The 26,814-nt window shown below is 70.7% G+C and carries 24 protein-coding genes; 9 read left to right on the top strand and 15 right to left on the bottom strand.

Annotated elements, in window-relative coordinates:
* The first annotated feature begins 168 nt into the window (after positions 1-168).
* Complete coding sequence (locus tag VZL07_RS28715; RefSeq protein WP_426751053.1) at positions 169-2,382, top strand: M4 family metallopeptidase; 2,214 nt, start codon at positions 169-171, stop codon at positions 2,380-2,382.
* A 90-nt stretch (positions 2,383-2,472) separates the two neighbouring features.
* Here VZL07_RS28715 and VZL07_RS28710 read toward each other — a convergent pair whose 3' ends face one another.
* The 7 genes from VZL07_RS28710 to VZL07_RS28680 form a co-directional block, all read right to left on the bottom strand.
* Positions 2,473-2,802: a DUF1330 domain-containing protein gene (locus VZL07_RS28710; protein WP_426751052.1), complete on the bottom strand. Its 330-nt coding sequence runs from the start codon at positions 2,800-2,802 to the stop codon at positions 2,473-2,475.
* A gap of 19 nt (positions 2,803-2,821) precedes the next feature.
* Positions 2,822-4,912: a GYF domain-containing protein gene (locus VZL07_RS28705; RefSeq protein WP_426751051.1), complete on the bottom strand. Its 2,091-nt coding sequence runs from the start codon at positions 4,910-4,912 to the stop codon at positions 2,822-2,824.
* Between the two features lie 333 nt (positions 4,913-5,245).
* Positions 5,246-5,749 carry an STAS domain-containing protein gene (locus tag VZL07_RS28700; protein ID WP_426751050.1) on the bottom strand — a complete coding sequence of 168 codons (504 nt, stop codon included), beginning with the start codon at positions 5,747-5,749 and terminating at the stop codon, positions 5,246-5,248.
* Entirely contained in the window at positions 5,746-6,303 is a 558-nt protein-coding gene (locus tag VZL07_RS28695; protein WP_426751049.1) for a SpoIIE family protein phosphatase, read from the bottom strand. The genes VZL07_RS28700 and VZL07_RS28695 overlap by 4 nt, the downstream gene beginning before the upstream one ends.
* An 8-nt stretch (positions 6,304-6,311) precedes the next feature.
* Positions 6,312-6,980 carry an ATP-binding protein gene (locus tag VZL07_RS28690; protein ID WP_426751048.1) on the bottom strand — a complete coding sequence of 223 codons (669 nt, stop codon included), beginning with the start codon at positions 6,978-6,980 and terminating at the stop codon, positions 6,312-6,314.
* Complete coding sequence (locus tag VZL07_RS28685) at positions 6,977-7,399, bottom strand: ATP-binding protein (RefSeq protein ID WP_426751047.1); 423 nt, start codon at positions 7,397-7,399, stop codon at positions 6,977-6,979. Before VZL07_RS28685 ends, VZL07_RS28690 begins: the two co-directional genes overlap by 4 nt.
* Before the next feature lie 295 nt (positions 7,400-7,694).
* Positions 7,695-8,528, bottom strand: coding sequence for a class II glutamine amidotransferase (locus tag VZL07_RS28680; RefSeq protein ID WP_426751046.1), 834 nt, complete (start codon positions 8,526-8,528; stop codon positions 7,695-7,697).
* 205 nt (positions 8,529-8,733) lie between these two features.
* On the opposite strand from VZL07_RS28680, the gene dnaK reads away from it, so the two are divergent.
* From dnaK to VZL07_RS28665, 3 genes are all read left to right on the top strand, one after another.
* The gene (dnaK, locus tag VZL07_RS28675) at positions 8,734-10,341 is read left to right on the top strand and encodes a molecular chaperone DnaK (protein WP_426757395.1); all 1,608 of its coding nucleotides are present in this window, start codon (positions 8,734-8,736) and stop codon (positions 10,339-10,341) included.
* Positions 10,342-12,234: 1,893 nt separating this feature from the next.
* Positions 12,235-13,176: a DnaJ domain-containing protein gene (locus VZL07_RS28670; RefSeq protein ID WP_426751045.1), complete on the top strand. Its 942-nt coding sequence runs from the start codon at positions 12,235-12,237 to the stop codon at positions 13,174-13,176.
* Between the two features lie 20 nt (positions 13,177-13,196).
* Positions 13,197-13,952, top strand: a complete 756-nt coding sequence (locus VZL07_RS28665; protein ID WP_426751044.1) for a CvpA family protein — start codon at positions 13,197-13,199, stop codon at positions 13,950-13,952.
* 1 nt (position 13,953) lies between these two features.
* On the opposite strand, the gene clpX is transcribed toward VZL07_RS28665, so the two are convergent.
* Positions 13,954-15,024 (bottom strand): ATP-dependent Clp protease ATP-binding subunit ClpX, encoded by a 1,071-nt coding sequence (gene clpX / locus VZL07_RS28660; RefSeq protein ID WP_426751043.1) that lies wholly within the window; start codon positions 15,022-15,024, stop codon positions 13,954-13,956.
* Between the two features lie 239 nt (positions 15,025-15,263).
* Between clpX and speA the strand changes: the two genes are divergently transcribed.
* Complete coding sequence (gene speA / locus VZL07_RS28655; RefSeq protein ID WP_426751042.1) at positions 15,264-17,294, top strand: biosynthetic arginine decarboxylase; 2,031 nt, start codon at positions 15,264-15,266, stop codon at positions 17,292-17,294.
* Positions 17,295-17,369: 75 nt separating this feature from the next.
* On the opposite strand, the gene VZL07_RS28650 is transcribed toward speA, so the two are convergent.
* The 4 genes from VZL07_RS28650 to VZL07_RS28635 form a co-directional block, all read right to left on the bottom strand.
* Positions 17,370-17,897 (bottom strand): hypothetical protein, encoded by a 528-nt coding sequence (locus VZL07_RS28650; RefSeq protein ID WP_426751041.1) that lies wholly within the window; start codon positions 17,895-17,897, stop codon positions 17,370-17,372.
* A 108-nt stretch (positions 17,898-18,005) separates the two neighbouring features.
* Positions 18,006-18,440, bottom strand: a complete 435-nt coding sequence (locus VZL07_RS28645) for an OsmC family protein (RefSeq protein ID WP_426751040.1) — start codon at positions 18,438-18,440, stop codon at positions 18,006-18,008.
* A gap of 31 nt (positions 18,441-18,471) precedes the next feature.
* Positions 18,472-19,695: a deoxyhypusine synthase family protein gene (locus VZL07_RS28640; RefSeq protein WP_426751039.1), complete on the bottom strand. Its 1,224-nt coding sequence runs from the start codon at positions 19,693-19,695 to the stop codon at positions 18,472-18,474.
* A gap of 35 nt (positions 19,696-19,730) precedes the next feature.
* Positions 19,731-20,015 carry a hypothetical protein gene (locus VZL07_RS28635; protein WP_426751038.1) on the bottom strand — a complete coding sequence of 95 codons (285 nt, stop codon included), beginning with the start codon at positions 20,013-20,015 and terminating at the stop codon, positions 19,731-19,733.
* 117 nt (positions 20,016-20,132) lie between these two features.
* Between VZL07_RS28635 and VZL07_RS28630 the strand changes: the two genes are divergently transcribed.
* Both VZL07_RS28630 and VZL07_RS28625 read left to right on the top strand, forming a co-directional pair.
* Positions 20,133-20,951 carry a PHP domain-containing protein gene (locus VZL07_RS28630; protein ID WP_426751037.1) on the top strand — a complete coding sequence of 273 codons (819 nt, stop codon included), beginning with the start codon at positions 20,133-20,135 and terminating at the stop codon, positions 20,949-20,951.
* A gap of 118 nt (positions 20,952-21,069) precedes the next feature.
* Positions 21,070-21,306, top strand: a complete 237-nt coding sequence (locus VZL07_RS28625) for an amphi-Trp domain-containing protein (protein ID WP_426751036.1) — start codon at positions 21,070-21,072, stop codon at positions 21,304-21,306.
* A 3-nt stretch (positions 21,307-21,309) separates the two neighbouring features.
* Here the strand turns inward: VZL07_RS28625 and VZL07_RS28620 are convergent, their stop codons facing one another.
* Positions 21,310-22,872, bottom strand: a complete 1,563-nt coding sequence (locus VZL07_RS28620) for a methyl-accepting chemotaxis protein (protein WP_426751035.1) — start codon at positions 22,870-22,872, stop codon at positions 21,310-21,312.
* A 250-nt stretch (positions 22,873-23,122) separates the two neighbouring features.
* Between VZL07_RS28620 and VZL07_RS28615 the strand changes: the two genes are divergently transcribed.
* Together VZL07_RS28615 and VZL07_RS28610 are read left to right on the top strand one after the other, a co-directional pair.
* Positions 23,123-23,494 carry an NADH-quinone oxidoreductase subunit A gene (locus tag VZL07_RS28615; protein WP_176417303.1) on the top strand — a complete coding sequence of 124 codons (372 nt, stop codon included), beginning with the start codon at positions 23,123-23,125 and terminating at the stop codon, positions 23,492-23,494.
* A 6-nt stretch (positions 23,495-23,500) separates the two neighbouring features.
* A complete protein-coding gene (locus tag VZL07_RS28610) occupies positions 23,501-24,064 on the top strand; it encodes an NADH-quinone oxidoreductase subunit B (RefSeq protein ID WP_426751034.1) in 564 nt (187 codons plus the stop codon).
* Positions 24,065-24,148: 84 nt separating this feature from the next.
* Here VZL07_RS28610 and VZL07_RS28605 read toward each other — a convergent pair whose 3' ends face one another.
* Entirely contained in the window at positions 24,149-24,517 is a 369-nt protein-coding gene (locus VZL07_RS28605; protein ID WP_426751033.1) for a PaaI family thioesterase, read from the bottom strand.
* Entirely contained in the window at positions 24,507-26,645 is a 2,139-nt protein-coding gene (locus tag VZL07_RS28600; RefSeq protein ID WP_426751032.1) for a sulfatase-like hydrolase/transferase, read from the bottom strand. The genes VZL07_RS28605 and VZL07_RS28600 overlap by 11 nt, the downstream gene beginning before the upstream one ends.
* Positions 26,646-26,814 lie beyond the last annotated feature (169 nt).

Genomic DNA, 26,814 nt, shown 5'->3' with positions numbered 1-26,814 from the left:
TGAAACGCGGGCGTGTTTCACCTGCCCGTAACCTGATTTCAACGGAACTGCGACCAGGCTTTACCTGCTTTACCCGGTGGGCGCCCTGTGTCGAAATTGTCACAGGAAACTCCCTGGCACAGCGCGGCGATAACCTTTCAACCCCCTTGCACTGAGTTCGAGACCCCCATGACGATCCGCCGCACCGAAGGTCCGAAGCCAACGATTCGCACCACCCCTGCTTCCGAGGCGCAGCCGAAGACGGCGGCCAAGGCCGCGACCATCGCGCCCAACGTCATCAAGGATGGGTTCGGCCCGGCGGCGAAGACGACGGACCTGGCCCGCGCCGAGCAGACGCTGAAGCCGCTGCCGCCGCCGGTGGGTCGCCTTTCTCTGGAGAGCCGCGAGGCCCAGACGGCCATCCAGACGTCGCTGGCGCACCTGGCCCCCACCACCCAGGCCTCCATCCGCAACCCGGGCGTCATCGGCGGCGTGCAGTTCCCCGCGTACACGCCGAAGAGCGTGGAGCGTGACTCGCTGGGCATGACGCACGTGCGCCTGGACCGCCAGCACGAGGGCGTGAAGGTCTTCGGCGAGCAGGTCGTCACGCACCTGGATCAGCAGGGCAAGGTCAAGAGCGTCACCGGTGACCAGTCCGACATCCCCGCCGGGCTCGGCAAGGAGAAGCCGGCGGTGTCGCACAGCCAGGCGCTGGAGATCGCGCTGAAGGAGTTCGACGGCAAGCCGGACCGCCAGCCGCACTCCGAGCGCGTCATCTACAAGGACATCTCCGGCGAGTACCACTCCGCCTACCGCGTGGAAGTCACCAACGTGGATGGCACCGACAATCCCCGGAAGATGAACTACCTGGTGGACGCCAACACCGGGAAGGTCTTCGAGCAGTTCAACGCCATTGACGGCTACGCCCGTCAGCACGGCGCCGCGCACGGCCACAGCCACGCCCACGGCGCGGACCACGCCGACCACGCGCACGCCCACGGCGCGGACCACGCCGACCACGCGCACGGCGCCGCCGCGACGCCCGCGGAGATCAAGGCCACGGCCACGCCGAAGGCGGCGATCGCCGACCTGGCCACCGTCACGTCGAAGATCACCGTGGCCGACGACGTCACCGTGGATCAGCTGAAGCTGGACCTGGACATCGACCACACGTTCAAGGGCGACCTGTCGGTGACGCTCACCAGCCCCTCCGGCAAGTCGGAGGTGGTGCACAACCGCAAGGGTGGCAGCGCGGACAACATCAAGGAGGGCTTCGACCTGAGCGCCTTCGCCGGTGAGTCCGCGAAGGGCGAGTGGACGCTGACGGTGAAGGACAACGCGCGCCGCGACACGGGCACGCTGAACAGCTGGGGCCTGAGCATCACCCCGAAGGGCGCGCAGGAGCCCGGCGAGCCGCCTCCGGCCGGCAAGGTCGCGGACGACACGTCGATGTACAGCGGCAAGGTCGCGCTGGACACGAAGAAGCAGGCGGACGGCACCTACACGCTGGAGGACAACACGCGCGGCAAGGGCGTGGCGACCTACGACGCGCTGAACCGCGAGCGCGCCAGCGGCCAGACGCAGATCAAGGACGACAACGACGTCTGGGGCGAGCCCACGGACCCCGAGCGCAACAAGGCCGCCGTCGACGCGCACTACGGCGGGCAGATGATGTACGACTTCATGAAGGACATGCTCGGCCGTGACTCCATCGACGGCGCGGGCGAGAAGCTGGTGTCCTACGTCCACGTCAGCAACAACTACGTGAACGCGTACTGGGACGGCGAGAAGATGAGCTACGGCGACGGCGATGGCCGCAACTCCGGACCGCTCACCGCGCTGGACATCGCGGGCCACGAGATTGCCCACGGCCTCACCGAGCGCACCGCCGGCCTCATCTACCGCGGCGAGTCCGGTGGCCTGAACGAGGCGATGAGCGACATCATGGGCGCTGGCCTCGAGTGGTACGTGTCCCAGAAGAACCCCGACGTGAAGTTCAACTGGACGGTGGGCGAGACGGCCTGGACGCCGAACGACGGCGATCCCACCGACGGCCTGCGCTACATGGACGATCCGACGAAGGACAACTACTCGATCGACCACTACAGCAACTACCCGAAGCAGACCGAGGTGCACGGCTCCAGCGGCATCGCCAACAACGCCTTCTACCTGCTGACCAGCGGCGGCACCAACCGCACGTCGGGCATCGAGGTGAAGGACGGCATCGGCATGGAGAAGAGCCTGAAGATCTACTACCGCGCCCTGGCCCACTACATGACGCCGAGCACCACCTTCGCGCAGGCCCGTACCGCGACCATCAACGCGGCCACCGACCTCTTCGGCGCGGACTCGCCGGAGGTGGCGAAGGTCAAGGAGAGCTGGACCGCCGTCGGCGTGAAGTAGCGCCCGGCTTCACGGAAGACACCTGAGCCCGGCCCGGCCCGCGACACCCCGCGGGCTGGCGCCGGGCTCCGGCTTTTGAAGCGAGAGGCTTCAGACAGAGGGCTCCGCCGTCTCGGTGACGGGCGTCGTCGCGGGCACACCTTCCACGAGGAGCATGATGGAGTGCGCGCTCTCGTGGCGCAGCGCCTTGGCGGCGGCGTACTCCGGAGAGGCCCACCAGGCCCGGGCCTGCTCCATGCTGGGGAACTCCAGGATGACGAAGCGCGGCGGCTGCCAGGTGCCTTCCAGTGCCTGGGTCGGGCCGCCCCGGACGAGGTAGCGGCCACCGTAGGGCTCGAGCGACGGAGGAGCGAGCTGCTTGTACCGCTCGTAGGTCTGGGCATCGTGCACCGAGACCTCGACCACGACGTAGGCAGGCATGGACGCTCCTTGCGGCGGCTCAGAACTCGTACCGGAAGACGACAGGCGCTCCCTGTGTGCGATGCCTGGGGAATGTCCAGGCGCCAATCTTCTGCTGCATGCAACGCACGAGCGGCGTGCCCCGCAGCCACGGCGTCTCGGTCGTGATGGACTCCACCTTGCCGCTGGGCAGGACGCTCAGGCGCAGCACTGCCCGGTCGCCCTCCTGAGGCGGTACGGCCTGCTCCCGGCCACACGCCGCGAGCTCCGAACGACGTGAGTGCACCACCGCGAAGACGGTGGCCAGGTCGAGCGTCTCCCTGGGCGCGGTCGGATCCGGCGGCACCCAGACGGTCCGCTTCTGGGGCTTGGTGGCATTGGGCCCCGGTCCCGAGAGCATCCGGTCGAAGTCCTCGTCCGGGCCCAGGTCGTCCTCCGAGCGGGGGGACACGGCGGCCTCGGCCACCGTCGTGGCCTGCCGGGGGGCAGGCTCGGGCTCCAGCGCGGGCGCCACGGAGTGCTTGCCGATGACGAACGCGACGGCGACGTCCCGCGACGAGAGGCTTCCGGTAGGCCGCTCGAAGACCTGCTCCGCGGGCGAGGACCTCGTGCCGCCGGTCGCCGCGCGTGACGTGCTCTCGGTACCCGTCAGCTCCGGAACGCGGCCACCGCGGTCGACCGAGACGGCGGCGAGGGCCGGCGTGCTCGCCCTGGCCCCGTCCTGAGGCTGCGCCTGCTGAGGGCTTCGCGCGGTCTCCGCCACGTCCGAGCCAAGGCTCCCGCCACCGCTGGCGCCTGGGTTCGCGCGGCCTCCGCTCCCCGTCGACGTCGTGGGCGCCGCGGTGTCGGGGCTCGGCTGCGCGACGGCTTCCGATGCGGGGGCCTCGACGGCCGCCGTGGAGGGCGAAGCCTTCGGGGGGGCCTCCACCGCATCGGTGGCGCTCCCTGCTCCCCGCCCCCCGCCCACACCGAACACGCCCAGGGCCAGCGCCACCGACATGCCGCCCACCGCACCTCCCGCCAGGAGGATGCCCAGCCGGCGCTTGCGGCGCGCTCGCGCTTCGAGCGAAGCGGACGTCAGCACAGCGTGTGTTCCCACCGGAGGCGGCACGGCTTCCGCCTGCGGCGCCAACGCGGAAGCGGGCACACGGGACGCTCCCTGCAGCGGCTCGCCCTCGGCCGCCTGCGGCCCCGCGCCACCCAGGGCGTCACCGTGAGCCACGGCCGCGCCCGCAGGCTGGATCTGCGGCGCCGTGCCCCCCTGCGCCGTGAAGGGGCTGTCAGTGGCTGCCCCCGGCACGGTGCCTTCATGCGCCGGGAAGGCACCGGCGGCAGACGCCTGCGCCACGGCGCCGCCATGGGCCACGGGCGCACCCGCCGCTTGCGTCGCTGCACCGCCCCAGTCACCACCGTGCGCGCTCCGCCCGGCCGCGCCGAAGCCACTCGCTTCGGGCGTGCTCGGGACAGAGCCTCCGCCCGGGTGTGCCATTCCAGGCTGGGACACCGCCCCGCCGAATGCAGCGGAGGACGCCGGCGAAGCGGAGGCGGCGTGCGCCTCCAGAATCACCCGCTCCGTGGTGGCCTCGGAGAGGTCCACCGCTGCCCGCGGCGAGAGCGCACCCGCGACAGCCACGGGCAAGGGCGGCGCCCCCGGAGGAACGGACGGTGGCAGCAGCGCCGAGGCGAGCTCCGGAACATGCCCCAGGGGCATCCACTCGCCGAAGCCCTCGCGCCAGCAGAGGGAGTCCGGCCCCAGCGCGCCCCGCTCGACATGGGCCTTCAGCTCCGCGACGTCGTGGGGGCCGTAGGCCGCGCCGCCCATGACGACATACCAGGCGTGCTTCACGGGCGCCGGAGCCTCCGGGGGAGGCGGCTCCTCGCCCAGGGAGGACGCGCGCGTGCGGCCTGCGCCACGATGCAAGCGCTCGGACTGCATGGCCTCGCGCGAGCGTGGCTGGGCGGAAGGACGAACACGGAGGCTCTTGTCCGTGCGCAGCTGGCCCACGATGGCATCCAGCTCCGCATCCGACACGCCGTCCAGCACGGGTGAGCTGCCCGTGTCTGCGGGCTCCGGGGCTGCCTCCCGGCGGCTGCCCGGGTTGGCGCTGTCTTCCCCTGAGTTACCGGCCATCGAACCGCTCCTTGATTCCATCCGGTCCCGGTTAAACCGCACCATCAGACCTCACCCAATGGAATGCCACCACGGCGATTCGTCAACGGCGAGCGTCTGCGTGGAGGTGGACACTGCCCCCACGTGGGACGGACCCCTAGCGTAATTCCCCGGACCCACCCGCGTACACTCATCAGACTGTGTGGCATGAGCGCACAGCACACGATGCAACATCATCCGCTTCGCGTACCCAACACGTAGGCGCATCAGCGGAGACGTCGCACTTCGCGGCACCGCGGCCCCACGGGTGGGCGTCCTGACCTTGTCGCGCCCCGTGCTGGGGTGCGACGGCGCTCACACCGGCGACTTCTCCGAAGCAGCAGCAGGCGCCACCAGTCCGAGCATCTCATCCGCGAGGCGCTGAGCGGCCTCCCGCTCCGCCTGGGCCGTCCGAGCGCCCGTCACCTGGATGCCGAGCACCGCCAGGCCCTCCTCGAGCCCCAGCGCCGTCTCCACGCCGTCGAGCTCGATGCCCATGCTCTGCAGCGTGAGCGCCACGTCCGCGCCCATGCCGCAGAGCACGGTGCGCGTGCCCATCAACCGCGCGGAGGCCGCCAGCCGCGCCAGCACCGCGCACAGGTGGCTGTCCACCATCCAGAGTCCGGAGATGTCCACCACCATGCCGCGCGCGCCGGTGCGCTGGATGTCCAGGAGCACGTCCGAGCACAACTGCGCGGCCTGCGCGTCGGTGATGTCGCCCTGCAAGGGGACGATGAGATTGCCCCAGAGCGGAATGATGGGGATGCGGGCGGTGTCACGCTCGAGCCGTGAGGCTCCGGAGGAATCGGTGAAGCTCATGCGGTCTCCACGTCCGCCACCAGCACGGTGGCGTCGTCAGTGGTTCGGCCATAGCGCGCCATTAGCAGGTCGCAGGCCGCTCCGGGAGGAAGATGACGGGCGTCCTCCAGCTCCAGCCGGGAGCTCAAGCCGTCACTGAAGAGGGTCAGCCGGTCGCCGGCGCACAGGGGCACGGAGACCACGCGCAGCGCGCGGTAGGACTGCCCCAGGATGCCCGGCGTGGGAATCACCGGCACGCGGGTGCCTCGCGCGCGCAGCTCCACGTTGCCCACGCCACCGCAGTGAAGCGTGCACCCGTCGAAGAGCGCGAGCATCACCGCCGCGCCGCGCCCGTGCCGCAGCGCCGCGTGCACCGCGGCCACGATGGACTCCACGTCCTGGTCCATGGGGACCTGGGCCAGACACCCCACCGCGTCGGCGGAGACCTGGGCCGCCACCGGCCCGTGGCCGAGCGCGTCCACCACCGCGACCAGGCTCCGCGGGCCCTCCTGCCGGACCATCACCCCGTCGCCGTTCTCCTGCTCGCCGACCTTGGGCCGGGAGCGGTGGGCCACGGCGAGCCTCACAGCCACACCTCGAAGTCCACCAGGGTGCCTTTGGGCCCGGTGCGGACATCGAAGCGATCCGCCAGCCGCTTGACGCCCAGCAGCCCGAGCCCCATGCCCGTCTTGCTCTTGTACGTGCCCGACAGTACCTGCTGCAGGTCCGCGATGCCCTGCCCCGAGTCCTCGGCGCTGACCCGGAGCACGCGCTTGGGTGAGAGTTGCGGGGCCAGGTGGATGGTGCCGCCGCCCGCGTAGGAGATCTGGTTGCGCGCCAGCTCACTCACGGCCGTGGCCACCTTCTGGCACTCGAAGCCTCGGCCACCCATCGTCTCGCACATGATGCGGGCGGCGAGCCTCGCGTGGCTCGCGTCCGCCTCCGTGCGCACCAGATACGTCGTGGGCCGGACCTCCGGCGCGGAGACAGCCGCCGGCGCATTCGCCGCCGGATGGGACACGAGCAACAGCTTGAGCTGCGCCATCATCTGCGCCTTGCGCGATGGGTCCACGAAGTGACGCGTGGCCGGCTCCAGCGCCTCGATGATGCGGGGCAGCTCCGCGGGCGTCACCGTGTCCAGCGACAGCCGCAGGGGCTCCAGGGTGCCACGCAGCACCAGCCGCGCCGCCGTTTCCGACATGAACTGCTGAAGAACGCGCAGCACCCCCGCGCACACAGAACCGCCGCTCACGCATGCCTCCGCTTCTCGTGAACCACCCGCTTGCGCGCCACCACCTCCAGGCCCCCACCCTCGCGGTTGGCCACGTGCACGGAGTCGCTGAGCCGACGGACGGCGGCGCCACCCTCGCCCAGGCTTTCCCCTGGCAACGGGCCCGGCTGCCCCTCCTCCCGGCCCGCGAAGAGCCGCGACGGATCCACCATGCCGGGTCCACGGTCCAGCGATCGGATGCAGAGCCACTCCGGCTCGCGCCACACCTCGACCCAACCCCGCCCGCCCGCGTGCCGCACCAGGTTGGTGGCGAGCTCACTCACCACCACGGCCACCTCCGCGCTGGCTCGAGCCGACAGCCCGTGCTCCCGGGCGTAGCGGCGACCCAGCGCGGCGGCGACCGCCGCATCGGACCTCGACGAGACCTCGATGCTGAACATCGGCTCAACTTCTGAGAGCATGGAAACAGAAGCGCTTAAATTCAACTGAGCTGCAATATTGCGTCGCAACGTGCTGAATCGAAGCACCAGCGCATCAGAGATGTAAAGCAACGAACGGTCATCTCCGCCCGTCGGCTTCCATTTCCGGAAAGGCCGGACTTGAATGATGGATTTCCCCGAAGTCAATACAGGGTTCAGCGCTTCGCGCCGGGGCAGCCTGGAGTTTCCGGAGCCGACGCTGACCTCTGCGCCAGGTGCCCGCGCGGCCCTGAGGCGGCTCGGGCCATCATGCCGCTCACGGGCCGGACAGCTCGTTCAACTGAAGGTCCGGTCCCACCGCCAGGGTGTGGCCATGCGCCAGCTCCACCCACCCCGCGGAGCGCTTGAGATGGCTGGCCACCACGACGGTACGACGGCGGCGGTGCGCGCTCACGGCGGGCTGCGTTTCCGGCGTCGTCGGCGTCACCTCGCACAGCTCGCACTCCGCGGTCCCCTCCAGGCGCGTGCAGGACAAGGGCAGCTCGCCGAAGCGGGTCGCGGCCAGGAGGGTGCCGTTGGTGGCCACCAGGTTGAGGGTGGGCGCGCGCGCCGCTCCCGCCTGGGCCGCGGCGCGGGCCACCTCTCGGGCCGTCTCCGCCAGGACGCGTCCGGCCACCTCGGGCTCCAGGCGCGGATCATCCGTGCGGCCCAGCTCACGCAGGTTCTTGAGGAAGACGGCGAACAGCAGCTCTCCCGCCGTGCCTCCGCGCACCTGGCGCCGCAGGTGGTCGGGCAGCGACTCCAGCAGCGACGCGCGCACGGGCTCGAGCCCCTGTCCGCCTCCCTGATGGGCGAACAGCCATCGTCGCGACCGGAAGGGCTGGGTGTTCTCCTCCAGCGACAGGCCGACCGGGAGCTGGCCTGCGTGGAACAACAGCGCCTCGGACTCATGCGGCGGAGCGAGCGAATCCACCGTCAAGGCGGCGCTGCTCGAGAAGCGCCGCAGGAGGACCTCCTCCTGGGCGTAGGCCCCCACCCCCACGGCATTCGCCCTCGGCTCTCCGTGGAGCAGGACCTGGCCTTCCAGGCGGTGCAGCTCGCAGCGCAGCAGGTTCGGGTCGGACGTCAAGGCAGCGAGGATGACGGACATGGATGAGCAAACCCCCTTCCCCTTGAGAGATAATGGCCTGGACACGCCCCCTCAAGCCAGCGGGCCTGCTCCCCTGCACCCTCGCTAAGCCCTTGAAATGGCTGGACTTTATTGACACGGGAACGTTGACACCCGCTCCTGGGGGTGCCTAACCTCCGTGCCCTTCACCGACGGACCTCCCCTGGAGGTCTTCACCGGAGACGGAATGGCGGACGACATCGCAATTGGCATCGACCTGGGCACTTCGTACTCGTGCGTGTCGGTGGTCCAGGACGGCCAGCCCATCGTCATCCCCAACGAGTGGGGTGAGACGACTCATGCCTCCTGCGTCTCGTTCCTCGAGGACGGCTCGGTGCTGGTGGGCAACGCGGCCAAGAAGAACATCATCACCAGCCCCGAGCAGACCGTGTACTCCGCCAAGCGCCTCATCGGGCGCTACTACTTCTCCGACGAGGTGAAGAAGGCGCAGGCGGTGATGCCGTACCGCATCGTCGAGGGCGAGAACAACTCGGTGCGCATCGCCGTGAACGGCCACTCGTATTCGCTCCCGGAGATCAGCGCGCTGGTCCTCAAGGAGATGAAGGCGGTGGCGGAGACGTACCTCGGCCAGGAGGTGACCAAGGCCGTCATCACCGTGCCCGCGTACTTCAACGACAACCAGCGCCAGGCCACCAAGGACGCCGGCCGCATCGCGGGCATGGAGGTGCTGCGCATCCTCAACGAGCCCACGGCGGCGGCGCTCGCGTACGGCTTCGGCCGCGACGTCAACCAGCGCGTGGTGGTCTACGACCTGGGCGGCGGCACCTTCGACGTGTCCATCCTCGAGATTGGCAAGGACGTGTTCGAGGTCCTGGCCACCGCGGGCGACACCTACCTGGGCGGCGACGACTTCGACGACCGCATCATGACGTGGCTGGCGGACGACTTCCTGGCCCGCACGCGCCTGGACCTGCGGCAGAACAAGTTCTGCCTGCAGATGCTCAAGGATGCGGCGGAGAAGGCGAAGATCGACGTGGGCCAGACGGGCTCCGCCGAGATCCTCTGCCAGGGCATCTGCCAGGACGCGGACGGCAACATCATGGACCTGCGCGGGCAGCTCAACCAGGACCAGTTCAACCGCATGGTGATGGACCTGGTGCAGCGCACGTTCAAGGTCTGCGACGAGGCCCTGCAGAGCGCGCGCCTGACGGCGGCGGACATCGACGCGGTCATCCTCGTCGGCGGGCCGACGCGGCTGCCCATCATCCACAACTCGGTGAAGCACTACTTCCAGAAGGCTCCGCTGGAGGGCATCAACCCGGACCAGGTCGTGGCCATGGGCGCGGCGCTCCAGTCGCACGCGCTGCTCGACAGCAAGACGGAGACGTTCCTGGTGGACGTCACGCCGCTGTCGCTGCGGATCGGCACGGTGGGCGGGTACACCGAGAAGATCATCGACAAGAACACGCCGGTGCCCATCGACCGCTCGAAGACGTTCACCACCAGCCGCGATGGCCAGGAGAAGGTGAAGATTCGCGTGTACCAGGGCGAGTCCAACCGCGCCGACGAGTGCGAGATGCTCGGCGAGTTCGAGTTCGCGGGCTTCCGCATCGGCTATCGCGGTGAGGTGAAGATCGAGGTCACCTTCGAGATCAACACCGATGGCCTGGTGCATGTCTCCGCCTGCGACACGGAGACGGGCCAGAAGACGTCGACCTCCATCACCTTGTCCTCCGGCATGAGCGAGGCCGACATCCAGCAGTCCATCCAGGCCAACCGGAACACCCGGCTCGCCGGCCACAACAGCAACGACCTGCCCGCCGTGGCCCAGTAGGGCCGCGCCCCGAACACGCCGATGTCCCAGCCTTCAGACCCCAGCGCCGGAAAACCGCCGGGAGCGCCGCCCGGGACACCGGCCACGCCCGCTCGGCCCGCGGTCCCCCGGGTGACGGCCGCCGTCCCCGGTCCCGTCACGCCCGGGACACTTCCGGCGGCGCCCGCCACCAGCGCGCCGACACCGGCGCCTCGACCGCAGGCCCCCGCCCGCTCCCCCGCGACGGCACCAACGCCGCCGCCTCGAGCCACGATGACGGGGATTCCCGCGGTGCGCACGGGCGCGGGGCCTGGCGCGGGAGGCGCGGCCACCGGACGCGCGGCGGCTCCAGCGGTGGGGACGCCTGCGCAACCGGGTCCGGCGACGCGCACGGCGGCGGGAGCTGCCTCGGCCTCGCGCGGAGCAGCCGCCGTTCCGCCCGCTGGCGCCCAGGACTCGGGTGCTGCGCCCGCCACGCTGCCCGACCTTCCGGCGGTGGCCTCTGGACCCACGCCGCGCGGTACGCCCACCACGCTGCCGAACATTCCGTCCGTGGCGCCTGCGACAGGCGTTGCCCCGACGTCCACGCCGCGTGGCGCCCCCGCGACGTCCGCGGGCGCGGCAGTGCGCGGCGCTCCCGCGACGCTGCCGAACATCGCTCCCGTGGACTCGGGCTCCGCTGGCACAGGAGCACCGGCGACCCTGCCTGACATCCCTTCCGTGGCGCGTGACATGACGGCCGCTTCGGGCACGGTGCCGAGCAGTGCGCCGACGACGCTGCCCAACATCCCTTCCGTGGCACCGGCGAACGTGGGCACGGTGCCGAGCGGTGCGCCGACGACGCTGCCCAGCCTCCCGTCCGTGGCGCCCGCGGGCTCAGGTCCGGCTCCGCGTGGCACGCCCGCGGCATTGCCCAGCCTCCCGTCCGTGGCACCAGCGAGCACCTCAAAGCCTGGCCCCGCGCCCGCGACGCTGCCCAACATCCCGTCCGTGGCGCCGGCAGGCTCGGGCCCGGCTCCGCGTGGCACGCCCGCGACGCTGCCCAGCATTCCGTCCGTGGCACCCGCTCATTCGGGCCCCGCTCCGCGTGGCACGCCCGCCACGCTTTCCGGCATCCCTGCCGTTGCCGGAGCTTCGGCGCCTCCGAACACCGGGGCCGGTGCCTCGTCTCCCGGCACGATGGTTCCCAGCGCACCTGCGGCGCAGCGGACGCCCGTGAGCGGCACGCCTTCGACGGCCTCGGCCGCCACGCCCATGCCGCGTCCAGCAGGGGCGACGCACGCAGCAGGAGGCCAGCCCCCTGCGCCCCGCGCAGGTGCCGATGCGAGGACGCCGGCGCCTCGTCCGGTCGCGGGAACGCACAGCCCCGAGGGCAGTGCCCCAGCGCCACAGCCAGCCGCCATCGCGAATCCAGCGGATGCGCGGGCGGCCGCCTCGCGTCCCACCGCCGCAGTCGCGGGTGCAACGACGCCCGTCCCTCGCCCCGTCGCGGGAGCGGCGGGTGCGGCGACCCCGGCGCCGAAACAGGCAACTGGCGCCCCCGCCCCCCCGTCAGCGGCCAGTCCGACACCGGCTGGCGCCAATACCGCGGCTCCGCGTCCTGGCCCCGTGGCTGGCGGCGCCACCCCCGTCCCACGCGTCGCACCGGCAGGCGCCCATCCCTCCAGCGCGCCGACGCCCCTCCCCCGCCCGGCCGCTTCGCCGAACGCCGCTGGAGGGATGACGCCGGCACCGCGTCCAGCCGGTGCGTCGGCTCCGACGCCCCGCCCAACCACAGGCGCCGTCCCCGCCATCGCACCGCTCGGGAGCCCCCCTCAGGTGGCCCCCACCGCCGGGCCAGGAGTGCCTCCGGTTCCGGCCGTACCGGCGCTGACGGGAGGCGTGCCCCCCGTGTCGCCCGTGGCTGCGGGGTCCGTGCCTTCCGTCGCCCCCGTGGTCCGTCCGCCCGGAGCGGCCACACCGCCGAAGCCCCCACCGGTGCTCGCGCTCGGCCAGGTCGCCCCGCCGATTGCGCCCTCCACGACACCGCCCCAGCGGCCCGGGGCCCGGCCCACCATGTCGCTGCCCGCGCTGGCGCCCGCGGGCTCCACACCGCCGCGCCCGCCTCCCGCCGTCCCGCCGGCGGTCCCCGCCATCCCGGGGGTGCCGCCCATCGCGCCCGTTGGCACACCGCCACGTGCGTCCTCCACGGCCGTGCCGGCGATTCCCTCGGTGGCCCCCGCCATCCCGCCAGCGGCCACCGCCGTCACGCCGCCCCCGCCGCCTTCCGCGACGAAAGGCCTGGGGCTCGACGTCCAGCAGCTCGCGGACCTGGAGGCCCGCTGCGCGAAGCTCGACCAGCTCGACTACTTCGAGCTGCTCATGCTGGAGCGGACGGCCACGCCGGCTGACATCAAGCGCGCCTTCTACCGGGAGAGCCGCACCTACCATCCGGACCGCTTCTTCCACGTGGAGTCGAAGGAGCTGAAGGAACGCGTCAACGAGCTCTACAAGCGCGTCACCGAGGCCTACTACGTCCTGCGCGACGACACGAAGCGCAAGAAGTACGTCGCCGACGTGTCGGGCCCCGAGCGCGCCCAGAAGCTGCGCTTCACCGAGGCCTCCGAGGCGGAGACGAAGGCCGCCGCCAAGAAGGAGCAGGAAGAGCAGATCGGCACCCACCCCAAGGGCCGCCAGTTCTTCCAGCAGGCGCAGCGGGACGCGGATGCCGGCAACTGGGCCGCCGCCGAGCGCAACCTCAAGATGGCGCTCACGTACGAGCCCGCCAACGCCCGCTACAAGGAGCGCCTGGCGGAGGTCCAGAAGCAGTCCCAGGACGAGGCCCGCGACAAGGGCGGCTCGTTCAAGATTCGCTGACGGCGGCGCGCGGGGGGACCATGGTCATCGACCTCATCATCCTCGGCCTGGTGCTGTTCTTCGCCCTCATCGGCGCCGTCACCGGGGTGTCGCGCCAGGTCGCCAACCTGGTGGGGCTCGCGGTGGGCTACTTCGCCTCGCGCCGCCTGGGCCCCGTCGCGGGGCCGCACCTGGCGGAGGCCCTGGGCAGCCCGCTCTTCCTGGGCGTCATCGTGGGCACGGTGCTCCTGTTCATCTGCACGTGGCTCGCGGTGCGCTACGCGCTGGGCGCCCTGCTCCTGCGCATCCTCTCCACCGGCCAGCACAACGAGAATCGGGGCCTGGACCGCTTCCTCGGCTTCGTCCTGGGCGGCGCGAAGATGGCCCTCATCGCCTGGGTCATCCTCAGCGCCATCGCCTTCTTCGAGCAGCACGTCGTCATCGCCGGGCGCCGCGTGGGCATCTCCCCGAAGGAGTCGCTCTCCATCGAGGTGGCCCGCCGCTACAACCTCTTCGAGATGACCCAGTTCGCCCCCGTGCGGAACCTCGTGGAGGTGTCGAAGGCCGCCAGCGACCCGAAGCGCGCCAGCCGGCTCCAGGACGACCCGGCCTACAAGGCCCTGCGCAAGGACCCGCGCTTCCAGCGCCTGCTCCAGGACCCGAAGCTGAAGCAGGCCCTGGCGCGAGGCGACACCGCCGCGCTGCTGCGCAACGACCGCGTGCTCCAGCTCATCCAGGACCCGGACGTGGCGGCGCGCCTGGGCGCGGCGGCGCGCGCGTCCGAGCGCGAGCCCTGACTCACACGTCGAGCTGCGCCGAGTCCAGCCCCCGCAGCCGCTCCCGGACGAAGTCGGCGTCCACCTTCACGTGGTGCCGCCGCCGCTCGGGCGCCTCGAACATGACGTCCGCCATGACATGCTCCAGGATGGAGCGCAGCCCGCGGGCGCCCAGCCCCCGCTCCACGGAGTAGCGCACCACCTCGCGCAGCCCGCCCTCGGCGAAGTCCACCTCCAGGTCGTCCATGGCCAGCAGCTCCCGGAACTCGCGGACGATGGCGTCCGGCGGCTCGGTGAGCACCCGCAACAGGTCGTCCTCGCCCAGCCGGTCCAGCTGCACCACCACCGGCAGGCGGCCGAGGAACTCCGCCAGCATGCCGAACTCCGTGAGCTGCCGCGTGCTGATGCGTCGCTGTCGGCGCTTCGCCGCGTCGTCCGCGCCAAAGCCCATGGTGCGGCCACCCTCGTCGCCATAGTCGTGCAGGTCGCTGAAGGTGCCGGCACAGATGAAGAGGATGTCGCGCGTGTCCACCTGCACGAAGTCGCTCTTGTTCCAGGCCTGGGTGACGTTGAGGGGCACGTACACCTCGCGGCCCTCCAGCAGCTTCAGCAGCGACTGCTGCACCCCCTCACCGCCGATGTCCCGACTGCCCGCACCGTTGCGCGCCCCCTGGGAGCGCCGGGCAATCTTGTCCACCTCGTCGATGAAGATGATGCCCCGCTGGGTGTCCTCCACGGAGTGGTTCGCCTTGAAGAGGAGGTCGGAGATCATCACCTCCACGTCCTTCCCGTAGTAGCCGGCCTCCGTGTACTCGGTGGCGTCCACGGTGGTGAACGGGACGTGGAGGATGTCCGCCAGGTTGCGGGCGATGTGCGTCTTGCCGCTCCCGGTGGGGCCAATCAGCAAGATGTTGGATTTCTTGATGAGCGACGTCCTGCGCAGCCTTCGCGCCAGCAAGCGCTTGAGGTGATTGTGGGCGGCGATGGCCACGGCGCGCTTGGCGCCATCCTGGCCGATGACGAAGCGGTCCAGCCGCTCGTAGATTTCCCGCGGGGTCAGCACCGCTTCTTCCCTGCGTGCGGACGACTCCATGTACCCTCCCCTTGTTTCCACGCGTCCTTCGGACCTCACGTGGAAAGGGTAGGAATTGAATGGATGAGCGGCCCGAGGGAGAGAAGCACCGGGCGGCCGTCCCGCCAGCCCGCCTGCCCTCCGCACAGGCGGCTGTTGAATACCGGGGGGGTTTCCGATAGTTCCCGCGCGGATTTCCCGTGCCCGCTTCCGCAGTTCATGGGAGTCACCCCCTCTACCCAGGGAGCCTCGAGACGCCGATGCCCGCAAACGCCCCTCCCCACCGCTGGACCCTTGCCGACGCGCACGAGCTGTACGGAATCCGCAACTGGGGCAACCCCTACTTCGGCATCAATGAGAAGGGCCATGTCATCGTCCACCCGGACGGTCCCCAGGCCCCCAATATGGACCTGAAGGAGCTGGTGGACGAGGTGCGCCGCCGAGGCATCGGCCTGCCGCTGCTCATCCGCTTCACGGACGTGCTGCGCCACCGCGTCGTCCACCTGAACGAGGCCTTCCGCAAGGCCATGACGGACCAGGGCTTCAAGGGTGGCTACCGCGGCGTCTACCCCATCAAGGTGAACCAGCACCGCTACGTGGTGGAGACGCTCATCGAGGCGGGCAAGGGCTACAACTACGGCCTGGAGGCCGGCAGCAAGCCCGAGCTGCTCGCGGTGATGGCGCTGCTGGAGAACGAGAACGCGCTCGTCATCTGCAACGGCTACAAGGACGAGGAGTACATCGAGACGGCGCTCTTCTACTCGCGCCTGGGCCGCAACGTCATCCTGGTGGTGGAGAAGCCCAGCGAACTGCCGCTCATCGCCGAGGTCGCCCGCCGCACGGGCATCACCCCGCGGCTGGGCATGCGCGTGAAGCTGTCCACGCGCGGCGCCGGCAAGTGGGAGGCCAGCGGCGGTGATCGGTCCAAGTTCGGCCTGTCCTCCTCCGAGCTCATGAACTGCATCAGCTTCATGAAGGACACGGGCCTGCTGCCCTCCTTCGAGCTGCTGCACTTCCACCTGGGCAGCCAGATTTCGAACATCCGCAACGTCAAGAACGCGCTGCGCGAGGTGGGCTGCTTCTACGTCGAGGTGGCCCGCCAGGGCGCGCCGCTGAAGTACCTGGACGTGGGCGGCGGCCTGGGCGTGGACTACGACGGCTCCCAGACGAACTTCGCCTCCTCCATGAACTACACCACGGAGGAGTACGCCAACGACGTGGTGTTCGGCGTCATGGAGGCCTGCGATCGGGCCGGCGTGGCCCACCCCACCATCGTCTCCGAGTCCGGCCGCGCCGTGGTGGCGCACCACGCGGTGCTGGTGGTGGACGTGCTGGGCACCAGCGAGTTCGACCCGGCCCAGGTCCCGGAGACGGTGGACGACAAGGCGCCCTCCGTGGTGCGCAACCTCTGGTCCACCTACCGCGAGGTCACCAACAAGAACCTGCTGGAGGCGTGGCACGACGCGCAGGACGCCAAGGAGGAGAGCCTCACCCTCTTCTCGCTGGGCCACCTGTCGCTGGAGCAGCGCGTGGCCGCCGAGAACATCTACTGGGCGACCTGCCACAAGATCATGCGCATCGCGCGCGAGCAGGGCGAGATTCCCGAGGAACTGGAGTCCCTGGAGAAGGCGCTGAGCGACACGTACTTCTGCAACTTCTCCGTGTTCCAGTCGCTGCCGGACTCGTGGGCCATCGACCAGCTCTTCCCGATGATGCCCATCCACCGGCTCGCGGAGAAGCCGACGCGCCGCGCGACGCTGGCGGACATCACCTGCGACTCGGACGGGAAGATCGAGCACTTCATCGACAAGCGCGAGGTGAAGGACGCGCTCGAGCTGCACGCCCTCAACGACGACGACTACTACCTGGGCATCTTCATGGTGGGCGCCTACCAGGAGATCCTGGGCGACCTCCACAACCTCTTCGGTGACACCCACGCGGTGCAGGTGTCCCTGGGGCCCAACGGCGGCTACCTCATCGACAACGTGGTGGCCGGCGACACGGTGACGGAGGTGCTCAACTACGTCAGCTACACCAAGGACGACCTGGTGGCGAAGCTGCGCAAGTTCACCGAGGCCGCGCTGCGCCAGGGCCGCATCACCCTGGACGAGTCGCGCAACCTGCTCCGCATGTACGAGGATGGCCTGTCCGGCTACACGTACCTGGAGCGCGAGGTGGACGCGAGCTTCGCCGCCAGCGCCAGCCAGCTGCGGCTGGTGCCCACGCCGGACGCCTCGGGCAGCCGGCCCGCGTCCACGCAGCCGGGGGCGTCGGGGACGTCGGGCTCCTGAGCCCCTCCCCGCTCGAAGGAAGTCACGGCCCCCTGGCGCGCCCCGCGGCGACAGGGGGCTTCTTCATGCCCGCGCTCAGGGGCCAGCGACCAGCGGCTCGCCCGAGCCGAAGGGCTGCGGCTCGTCCGCGAAGGCCACGTCCGCCGCCTGGGCCCGCAGGCGCTGGAGCACCGAGTGCTGGGCCTCGCCACGCTGGACGAGCGCCTCGAACGGGAAGCGCGCCAGCCGCGCGTCCTTCACCGAGATGCGCGCCAGGGTGCGCCACAGGGACAGCCGGCCCTCCGTGGCCGAGCACAGCGCTTCCAGCTCCAGGAGGCGACTCAGTGGCGAGTAGCGCACCAGCGAACCGTTGAGCTTCAACCGGGACACCTTCTCCGCGGCCCATGCGGCACGCGTCTTCAGGGGGTCCCGCTTCAGCTCCAGGGCATCCATCACCGACAGGAGCGTCTGCTGGTCCTCCGTCAGCTCGGGGATGAGCGTCGCCAGGTAGCGGCCCAGCAGGTTGCCTCGGTTCTCCGCCTCGGTGCGGCGCGCCAGCTCCAGCCCGCCCACCGAGCCCGCCAGGTGGTCATTGAAGTAGATGCCCAGCCGCTTCGTGTGCATGCCCAATCCTCCCGAGGGGAACCCCGCAGCCGGGGAGGATGGACACGGTGAAGCCCGTCCGCAGCGGGAGCGGGCAGGCCCTGTCGGACAGCAGACGGCCTGCCGTCCTCAATCCGGATAGCTGAACGAGATGGGCAGCTTCACGTCGGGGTGGAGGCTCCGGGCCACCGGGCACTCGCGGCCCACCGTCTCCAGCCTCGCCCGCTGCTCGGCGGACAGGCCCGCTGGCATCTGGATGTCCAGCACCAGCTCGCCAATGCGGCGCGGCGGCGGCGTCATGCGCTTCTCCACCCGGGCGCGCACCTCGCCCAGGGGAATTCCCTCGCGCGAGGCGAACAGGTGCATCGTCGTCACCGCGCACGACATCAGCGCCGCGCCCACCAGGTCCGTGGGCGAGAAGCTGCCACCGGTGCCGCCGTTGTCGCGCGGCGCCTCCGTCTGGCTCACCGTGCCGGACGGGCCATGGGTGAGCTGCGTCTTGAACTGGGGCTGGCTGACCACGGTCATCACCACGCCCGTGGCGGGGGTCTGCGGCTGGCTCATGTCGGCACTCCTGAAGTGGACTCGGGTGGCTCTAGCGGACGTACGCCTCGTGCTTCTTCGCGTCGTCCACGGTGGAAGGCTCCGCGTCCTCCACGCTCCAGTCCAGCGTCTTCATCAGCGACTTGCGGCGCTTCTGCACGTCCGCGTCGAGGAAGGCGATGGCGTCCGCCATCCTGTCCATCAGCCGCATCGGCTTGCGCTTGTTCTTCGGCTCGTTCAGCAGCGCGTGCGTCAGCCAGGGGAACACCGCCGTCACGTCGCAGTGCACGTACACCGAGCCCGTCTCCACCGCCTCCACGGAGACCTTGCCCCAGGTGTGGCCCTCACCGGCCGGGCAGCTGGAGAGCGCGCCGTTGTCCACCGGGTCCACGCAGAACTGCACGTCGATGTCGAAGCCCTGCGTGGGGACGTTGAGAATCTGGTCCAGCAGCGGCTCGCCCTGGAGCGTGTAGTTCTTGGGCACGCCGCCGCCCAGAATCCAGATGGCCAGCTGCTTGCTGCCGTGGTGGCGGCAGAAGTGCTGCATGGCGGCCATGGAGTAGACGTCGTCGTTGATGTCGAGCTCGAACTTGAAGTCCGCGCCCAGAAGGCGCTTGAGCTTGACGACGTTGAGGAAGATGGAGCCGTCCTGCACCGCGCCCACCCAGATGGGCACCGCGTGCTTGTAGGCCGTGGACAGGAGCGACGGCTGCTTCACGCCGAGCTTCTTCTCAATCTGGTAGATGGCCTTGCCCAGCAGGTAGTGGAACTCCGGCGTGGTCATCTTCCGCTGGAACTCCGGGCCGCGGATGATGGCGGAGAAGAGCCGGTCGGTGTCCAGCAGCGCCTCCTCCCAGAAGCCCAGGTCGTAGATGCGGATGATGCGCGCCAGCCGGTACTGGAGGTCGCCCGCGTTCGGGTTCACCTCGCGGATGGCGTGGCCGATGATGCGGTGGGCGTCGTGGTAGAGGTTGGCGCCCGTGGTGGTGATGGCGGAGATGACGCCCTTCTCGATGAGCGGGATGATGCAGCTCTGGTGCAGGCCCGCGGGCGTCATCGCGCCGGACAGCGTGAGGAAGACGGACGCGTCCTGCTCCATGGACTTCGACATCAGCTCGAACGCGGTGCGCTCCTGGCGTCCCACGTAGGCGCTGAAGGCGTGCGCGAGCAGCTCCGCCGGCTTCTCCTTGCCGGTGATGGGACGAGGATCCGCCTTGCGCGCCCCGGAGTACGCGGCGCGCAGGGACTTCTTCGGGTTCGAGGAAGGCTTGGCCATGGCGCGGCGACATACCACCCGACCGGCCCGCGGCTCTACTTGTTGCGCTTCCGGGCCGCGCCGGACACCTTGGAGGGAGCCTCCGGGACACGCTCGGGCGCGCCGAGCACCTGGGCCCGCACCTGCTCGGCCGGCAGATGGGAAGTGTCCGCCATGACACAGGACACGAAGGCCAGCTCCGCCAGGGCCCGGCGCGCGCGCTGACGCACCGCGGGGTCCTCCGAGGACAGGACGTCGGTGGCGGACGCGACGTAGCTGCTCGCCAGCGATTCGAAGAGGTACACCCGGTTCTCGATGGTCGTATCGGTCTTCTTGCCCATAGGCCCGTGAGAGTAGGCCCCCCGGGTGGCCATGGCACCCTGGATGCCGCAAGTTGGTGTGAAACCCGGCACAGGTCGCGTAAGGGACATGACGCACCTCTCACCTCGGAGCCCGCCGTGATTGACCTGCACTCGCACACCACCGCCAGCGACGGTCAATACGCCCCCACCGAGCTCCTGACGCGGGCGGCCGCCGCGGGCGTCACCGTGCTGGCGGTGACGGACCACGACACCGTCGCGGGGCTCGAGGAGGCGGCGGAGGCGGCCCGCGCCCAGGGCGTGGAGCTGGTGCCCGGCATCGAAATCTCCGCGTTCATCCACGGGCGCGAGTGCCACATCCTGGGGCACTTCCTCCGGCCCGACGACGAGGACATCGCCCGCTTCGCCGACCGGCTCCGCCACGAGCGCGAGCAGCGGATGGAGGCCCTGCTGGAGCGGATGCGGCAGCTCGGCTACCCGGTGCGCATGGAGCACGTCCGGGCGGTGGCCGGTGACGCGCAGCTGGGCCGCCCGCACCTGGCCCGCGTGCTGGTGGAGCGCGGCTGGGTGGTGGACGTGAAGGAGGCCTTCGACCGCTTCCTGGGCACGCGCGGCGCCGCCTGGGTGGAGCGCTTCAAGCTGGCGGGCGAGGACGCCATCCGCCTCATCCGCAACGCGGGCGGCACGGCCACCCTCGCCCACCCCGGCGCGTCACGGATGGAGCGGCTCGAAATCCGCGCGCTCGCCCAGGCCGGCCTCGCGGGCCTGGAGGTGCTGCACGAGGACCACAACCCCAGCGTGCGTCAGAAGTACCTGGCCCTGGCGAAGGAGCTGGACCTGGTCCCCACCGCGGGCAGCGACTTCCACGGCGAGGCCATCTCCCCGGACCACCGCCTGGGCTCCGCGTCCATGCCGCCCGAGCTGTTCGCGAAGCTCAAGGCCCGGGCCCGGGCCTGAGCCGCCGGGCGTCCCCGAACTGCGACGACGAGGTCCGTCGAAAATCCGATAGGCTCTGAGCGCCGTGGCGACACCGCCGAGGCCCACCCCCGCCCCACAGAAAGACGAGCCCACGACGATGGCGCAGAAGAAGACGAAGCGAGCCGACCGGGATTTGGAGAAGACGTACCCACGCAAGGACTTCGTCGCGAAGCTGCGGCGCCTGGCGGATGCCATCGAGGCCGGCAAGGCCTTCAACATCCAGGTCGCCGGCGAGCGCCTGCGCATCCCCGCCGACGCGCTCTTCAACATCGAGCACGAGCGCGAAGGCGGCGTGGACGAGGTCGAGTTCCAGCTCCGCTGGCAGCGCGAGTGACGCTCAGCCCCGCGTCGTCTTGAAGCGGCTGGTGACGGCGGTGAGCCCCTCGGCCACCGCCTGAAGGTCCTGGGCGATGCGCGTCGTGCGGCCCGTCGCGTCCACGCCCTGCTTCACCAGCTCCGCGACATTGCGCGCGCCCTGCACCGCCTGCTCGCTGGACTGGCGCTGCTGCCGCGTGGCGATGGCAATCTGCCGCGCGGCCTCGCTGGTGCCTCGCGCCAGCTCGACGATGCGCTGGAACACGGCGGAAGCCTGCTCGGCCACCTCCACGCCCCGGTCGCTGGTGGCCATGCCCACGCGGGCCTTGGCGGCGGCCTCCTCGCCGGAGTCCTGCACCTGCTCCACGATGCGGGCGATGTCGCGCGCGGAGGCCGACACGTTCTCCGCCAGCTTGCGCATCTCCGCGGCCACCAGCGAGAAGCCCCGTCCCACCTCGCCCGCCTTGGTGCCCTCCAGCGCCGCGTTCAGCGCCAGCAGGTCCGAGCGCTCCGCCACCTGGTTGATGACCTGGGCAATCTTCGACACCTGCTGGAGGTCCTGGTTGAGGCCGACAATCGCGTCCGCCACGCCCTTGGACTCGGTGCGGATGTCGTTGATGCCGGCCACCACCTGCGCCACCACGGCCATGGCCTCCGCCACCGCCTCGTGCGTGCGCCGCGCGCTCGACTCCACCACCTCCGTGGAGCTCGAAATCTGCTCCGCCGTGCGGCTCAGCTCCTCGAACGTGGCCGCAATCTGCTGCGCGTAGGCCGCCTGCTGGCTGATGACGTGCTCCTGGTCCGCGGACGCCCCGAGCAGGCCGCGCGACGCGCCGGAGAGCTGCTCCGTGCGCGACACCATCTCCATCACCGACGTGCGCAGCGTGCCCAGCATCTTGTTGAACGACTGCGCCATGAGCCGCACCTCGCCCGTGGCCGGCACGTCCAGCTCGCCGCGCGACACATCGCCCCGGGCCACGGCCCGCACCACCTCCGTCACCCGGGAGACCGGCTCCGCGATGGCGCGGCTGATGAAGAGCGACAGCGCCAGGCCCAGCACCAGCGCCCCCGCGAGCCCCGCCCCCACCGCGCCCCGCAGGTCGTCCACGGACGTCAGCGCCTCCTGCACGCTGAAGCCCGCCACGTAGACGCGCTCCCCGCTGCGGCAGCGCACCGACACCTCGTCATGCCGGGCGGACGTGGAGCAGCCCTCCACGTCCAGCGCGCCGGGCTGGCGCGCGGCATCGGGGATATGGCCGCGGGCGTGGAGCACCGTGCCGTCCGCCTCCACCAGGCCCTGGTAGCTCAGGGTGAAGCCGCCGCGCTCGCTCAGCGGCTCCGGGGCCTCGAGCAGCGACAGCACGTCCTTCACCCGGGCCAGGGACTGCGGCGAGCCATCCGCCGCCAGCAACGCCGGGTGCTGGGACATCAGCCGCCCCACCACGCGCACCCGCTTCTGGAGCAGCTCCAGGGTGACCTCCCGCTGATGCATGGGGAAGTACACGATGCAGAAGCCCACCACCGCCAGGCAGGGCACGAGCACCGCGATGGCCACCTGCGTCCGCAAGCCGAGCCGGCCCCACATGCCTTGTCGTCTCCCAGGTGCGAAAGTTCCACGCCGGACGGAGGCCGGGCGTTCTCGGACGGTAGGCGTCCCTTCGCGGAGCGTCAAACTGGCCGCCCGGGGGAGCGGCGGGCGGGCGGCTGATCCACCGCGGCGGCGGCATAGGGTGGCATGAACGCCGCTTTTCGCCGTCATTCTGAGGGGTTGGCGCGCCGCCCCCTGGACTTTCCCTTTGACATGCCGCGCGCGGTGTCATTAGGTTCCGCGCGCGATGACTCCGACTCCCCTCACGCCCTACCTGCCGCTGGCCGTGGTCCTGCTGCTGGCGGGTGGCATGGCGATGCTGATTCCCCAGATCACCACGCGGCTGGGTCCCCGCCGTCCGAGCGCCATCAAGGCCACCAGCTTCGAGGCCGGCTCCGAGTCGAGCGGCCCGGCGCGGCAGCGCTTCGCGGTGAAGTTCTACGTCGTGGCCCTGCTCTTCATCGTGTTCGACGTGGAGGCGGTGTTCCTGTACCCCTGGGCGGTGAACTTCCAGGCGCTCGCGTGGTTCGGGTACGTGGAGATGCTCGTTTTCGCGGCGACGCTGGTGGTCGGCCTTATCTACATCTGGAAGAAGGGCGCCCTGGACTGGGAGAGCTGAGACATCATGGCTGACGCTGACCTCGGAAACATCGTTACCACGCGCCGCGAAGAGTCCATGGGCTGGCTCCAGTCCATCGTCTCCAAGGGCCTGGGTTGGGCGCGCAAGTACTCGCTCTTCACCTATCCGTACGCCACGGCCTGCTGCGGCATGGAGTACATGTCCGTGGCCGCCAGCCGGCACGACATCTCCCGCTTCGGCGCCGAGTTCCCCCGCTTCTCGCCCCGCCAGGCGGACCTGCTGATGGTGGTGGGCACCATCAACCTGAAGCAGGCCCCCATCCTCAAGCGCGTCTACGAGCAGATGGCCGAGCCCAAGTGGGTCGTGGCCTTCGGCGTGTGCGCGTCCTCGGGCGGCTTCTACGACAACTACGCGGTGCTCCAGGGCATCGACCGCATCATCCCGGTGGACGTGTACATCCCCGGCTGCCCGCCGCGCCCGGAGCAGGTGCTCGACGGCCTGATGCTGCTCCAGGACAAGATTGGCAACCAGGTCCACCGCATCGCGGACCGCGAGCAGGCGAACCCCACCGCCGCGCGGCACGACCTGCTGCTGTCGATGAACAAGTAACGCGCCCCACGCGCGGTACCGCCAGGGCCCCGCCCGCTTCCCGCTTCGTCGGCGGAAGCGCCGGGGCCTTGGTATTTCCGGCGCCTACCAGCGGTGGTACGCGGGGTGGCCCGGCTTCACGGCGACGAAGGTGCCCCGGCAGGTGGCCGTCACCTTCCCGCCCGCGCTGAGCGTGCCTTCGATGACGGCGCGGTCCCCCTGGATTTCCACCGGCTTCGCCTCCAGGCGCAGCGGCCCCGCCATGGGCGTGGGACGCTTGAGGGTGATGGCGTACTCGGCGGTGACGGTGCAGGGCGGCGCGTCCGCGCCCTGTGCCCGCATCAGGTGATAGGCGGCCGTCCAGTTGCAGTGGCAGTCCAGCAGCGTGCCGACGATGCCACCGCTGAGAACGCCATCGAAGGCGTGGTGGTGCGCCTGCGGCGTCCAGTCAGCAACGACGAGGTCACCCTCCACGCGGCTGCGGATGCGCAGCCCCTGAAGGTTGGCCGGGCCGCAGCCGAAGCAGCTGTTCTGGGGGGCGTAGCGTTCCTGGAGACTGGGGGCTTCCGGAGTCGTCGACATGGCCGGCCACCTTACGCCAGCCGCCGCGCTCCGTGCGGCCCTGCACGCCGTCCAGCCACGTCTCCAGCGCGAGGGCGTCCGGCCCTTCACAGTCACCCGTGCACGAGCGCAGCACCCGCCCATCCGCCCGGGGCCGGTCCACCCACCAGCGCTTCCCGTCGAAGGCGCCCACGTCCTTCTCCTGGAGGATGCCCTCGTGGGCCTCGGGGCCCATCTCCACCACGCCGTCGGGACGGATGCGGTACGCGTCGAAGGCCCGGGGCGCGCCCGGCCAGTGCCCGGGGTCGAACACCTCGGGCAGCACGTGCGTGAAGCCCGTCTCGGCGTACAGCGCCAGCGGGGCCAGCGGCTCGCCACGGAGCAGCGGCGCCAGGGACACGCCGTCCACGTCGTCAGGCAGGCGCGGCAGGCCGGACAGCTCCAGCAGCGTGGGCCCCACGTCCACCAGCCGCACCAGCGCGTCCACGGACGCGGGCATGGTCCCCCGCCCCCGGGGCGGCTTCACCGCCAGCAGGATGCGGTTCTCCTCCTCCGACAACCGCGCGCCATGCACGGGCGTGGCCCCCGCGAGGTCCTCCCGGTCCGCGTGGAAGCTCTCGCCATGGTCCGACAGCAGGACGATGAGCGCGTCGTCATAGCGCCCGGCCCGGCGGAGCGCGTCCAGCAGGGTCCCCACCTGCGCGTCTGCCTGTGCGATGAGCTCGTCGTAGAGCGCCTCGGCCCCCGCGCGGTGCCATCCCCCCTTCGCGCCCGGCGACACCGGCGCGAAGTGCATGCGCAGCCGGCGCTCCAGGGGCTCCGACGGCGACACGAAGCGCCGGTAGAAGGGATGCACCGGGTCGCCCGGAAAGTGCGCCGCCGTCGCGTGGAAGGCGAACAGCGTGGGCCCCTGGCTCGCCTCGTCCACCAGCCGAGACGCCAGCCGCCGCGAGTACCCCATCGGGTCATGGATGCCGGCCAGCGCGCGGTTGTCGATGAACTCGGGCACCCAGGCAGCGCCCAGGGCATGGTCCGCGAAGAATCCGAGCGCGCGGTAGCGCAGCTTCTCCAGGAGGAAGTTCACCGCCCCGCGAGGCGGCTGCAGGCGCGTCTCGAAACCGGATGCGGGCCCCTCGGCGTGGAAGCGAGAGCAGTCGGTGGCGAACACCGTGCGCCATCCCGCCTGGGCGAAGGACTCGGCGAAGGTGCGCTGCAGTTGCATCCGCGAGTCCGACGTCAGCGAATAGCGGACCCCCGTTGCGTGAGGCCACCGCGCGGTGAGCAGCGAACGCCACGCGGGCTCCGTCTGGGCGATGGGCGTGTATGCGTGGGTGAAGAGCGTGGCGTCCTCCAGCAGACGCTCCACGTTCGGCGCCACCACCCCCGACCCGCCCTGCGACTTCAGCCGGTCTGGCCGGAAGGCGTCGATGCCAATGACGACCACCAGCGGATGGGCCTGCCCGCCCCGTCCCGCCGTGCCCTGCCCCACCACCAGCACCGCCGCCAGTCCCGCCGCCACGGCGCCCAGCCAGAGGGCCCGGCGCCAGCAGCGCGTCCGCCAGACCCAGACAGCGGCATGCCCTACCAGCCACGCCACCGCGATGGCACGCGGATGCCAGGGCTCGCCGTGGTCCACCAGCCACGCCAGCAGCGGCCGCAGCGCGGGCAGGTCATCGAAGAGCGCCGGCCGCGCAATGGCCCTGTCCCAGGCCAGCAGTGCGAAGAGCACCAGTCCCTGTCCCAGCGTCACCAGGGCGCCCCCCCGCCCCGAGGCACGCGCCAGCAGCGTCGCCGCCGCCGCGAGCACCGCGCCCGCCACTGCGTACACGCTGGCCACGCGCAGCAGCAGGCCGGGAACGACGGGCCGCACGGCGGCCATCAGCGCCGCGTAGGGCCCGTCCACCGGGATGCCCATGCCCACCACGCCCGAGCGCAACAGCAGCCACGACTCGCCCGCGAACAGCAACAAACCCAGCGCGGCGCCGGCAAGCAGGCGCAGCAACCACGAGCGGAGGATGCCGGACGGAGGGAAAACGGGCATGACCTGTTCTTCTATACCCGATTGCAACAGACGCGTATCGGCGGGCGCTCCCGCACGTAGGACGTGCACCGCCTTCCGGGGATGCCCCTTGGCGTGCGCTGACACTTCCCCGACGCCCCAGGCGCATGGTGAGCCCAGCGGTGGATGCCCGGTGTTGCCACCAGGGCCG

The sequence above is a fragment of the Pseudomyxococcus flavus genome (assembly GCF_050038885.1).
In the GTDB taxonomy this organism is placed as follows: domain Bacteria; phylum Myxococcota; class Myxococcia; order Myxococcales; family Myxococcaceae; genus Myxococcus; species Myxococcus flavus.
This window is presented reverse-complemented; position numbering and strand designations above follow the sequence as displayed.

Excerpts from the sequence above, each read along its gene's own strand:
- dnaK (WP_426757395.1), top strand. The coding sequence starts at position 8,734 with ATGGCGGACGACATCGCAATTGGCATCGACCTGGGCACTTCGTACTCG.
- VZL07_RS28600 (WP_426751032.1), bottom strand. The coding sequence starts at position 26,645 with ATGCCCGTTTTCCCTCCGTCCGGCATCCTCCGCTCGTGGTTGCTGCGC.
- VZL07_RS28685 (WP_426751047.1), bottom strand. The coding sequence starts at position 7,399 with ATGTTCAGCATCGAGGTCTCGTCGAGGTCCGATGCGGCGGTCGCCGCC.
- VZL07_RS28620 (WP_426751035.1), bottom strand. The coding sequence starts at position 22,872 with ATGTGGGGCCGGCTCGGCTTGCGGACGCAGGTGGCCATCGCGGTGCTC.
- VZL07_RS28635 (WP_426751038.1), bottom strand. The coding sequence starts at position 20,015 with ATGGGCAAGAAGACCGATACGACCATCGAGAACCGGGTGTACCTCTTC.
- VZL07_RS28610 (WP_426751034.1), top strand. The coding sequence starts at position 23,501 with ATGGCTGACGCTGACCTCGGAAACATCGTTACCACGCGCCGCGAAGAG.
- VZL07_RS28700 (WP_426751050.1), bottom strand. The coding sequence starts at position 5,749 with ATGAGCTTCACCGATTCCTCCGGAGCCTCACGGCTCGAGCGTGACACC.
- VZL07_RS28705 (WP_426751051.1), bottom strand. The coding sequence starts at position 4,912 with ATGGCCGGTAACTCAGGGGAAGACAGCGCCAACCCGGGCAGCCGCCGG.
- VZL07_RS28615 (WP_176417303.1), top strand. The coding sequence starts at position 23,123 with ATGACTCCGACTCCCCTCACGCCCTACCTGCCGCTGGCCGTGGTCCTG.
- VZL07_RS28665 (WP_426751044.1), top strand. The coding sequence starts at position 13,197 with ATGGTCATCGACCTCATCATCCTCGGCCTGGTGCTGTTCTTCGCCCTC.
- VZL07_RS28650 (WP_426751041.1), bottom strand. The coding sequence starts at position 17,897 with ATGCACACGAAGCGGCTGGGCATCTACTTCAATGACCACCTGGCGGGC.
- VZL07_RS28680 (WP_426751046.1), bottom strand. The coding sequence starts at position 8,528 with ATGTCCGTCATCCTCGCTGCCTTGACGTCCGACCCGAACCTGCTGCGC.
- VZL07_RS28625 (WP_426751036.1), top strand. The coding sequence starts at position 21,070 with ATGGCGCAGAAGAAGACGAAGCGAGCCGACCGGGATTTGGAGAAGACG.
- VZL07_RS28715 (WP_426751053.1), top strand. The coding sequence starts at position 169 with ATGACGATCCGCCGCACCGAAGGTCCGAAGCCAACGATTCGCACCACC.
- speA (WP_426751042.1), top strand. The coding sequence starts at position 15,264 with ATGCCCGCAAACGCCCCTCCCCACCGCTGGACCCTTGCCGACGCGCAC.
- VZL07_RS28640 (WP_426751039.1), bottom strand. The coding sequence starts at position 19,695 with ATGGCCAAGCCTTCCTCGAACCCGAAGAAGTCCCTGCGCGCCGCGTAC.
- VZL07_RS28645 (WP_426751040.1), bottom strand. The coding sequence starts at position 18,440 with ATGAGCCAGCCGCAGACCCCCGCCACGGGCGTGGTGATGACCGTGGTC.
- clpX (WP_426751043.1), bottom strand. The coding sequence starts at position 15,024 with ATGGAGTCGTCCGCACGCAGGGAAGAAGCGGTGCTGACCCCGCGGGAA.
- VZL07_RS28710 (WP_426751052.1), bottom strand. The coding sequence starts at position 2,802 with ATGCCTGCCTACGTCGTGGTCGAGGTCTCGGTGCACGATGCCCAGACC.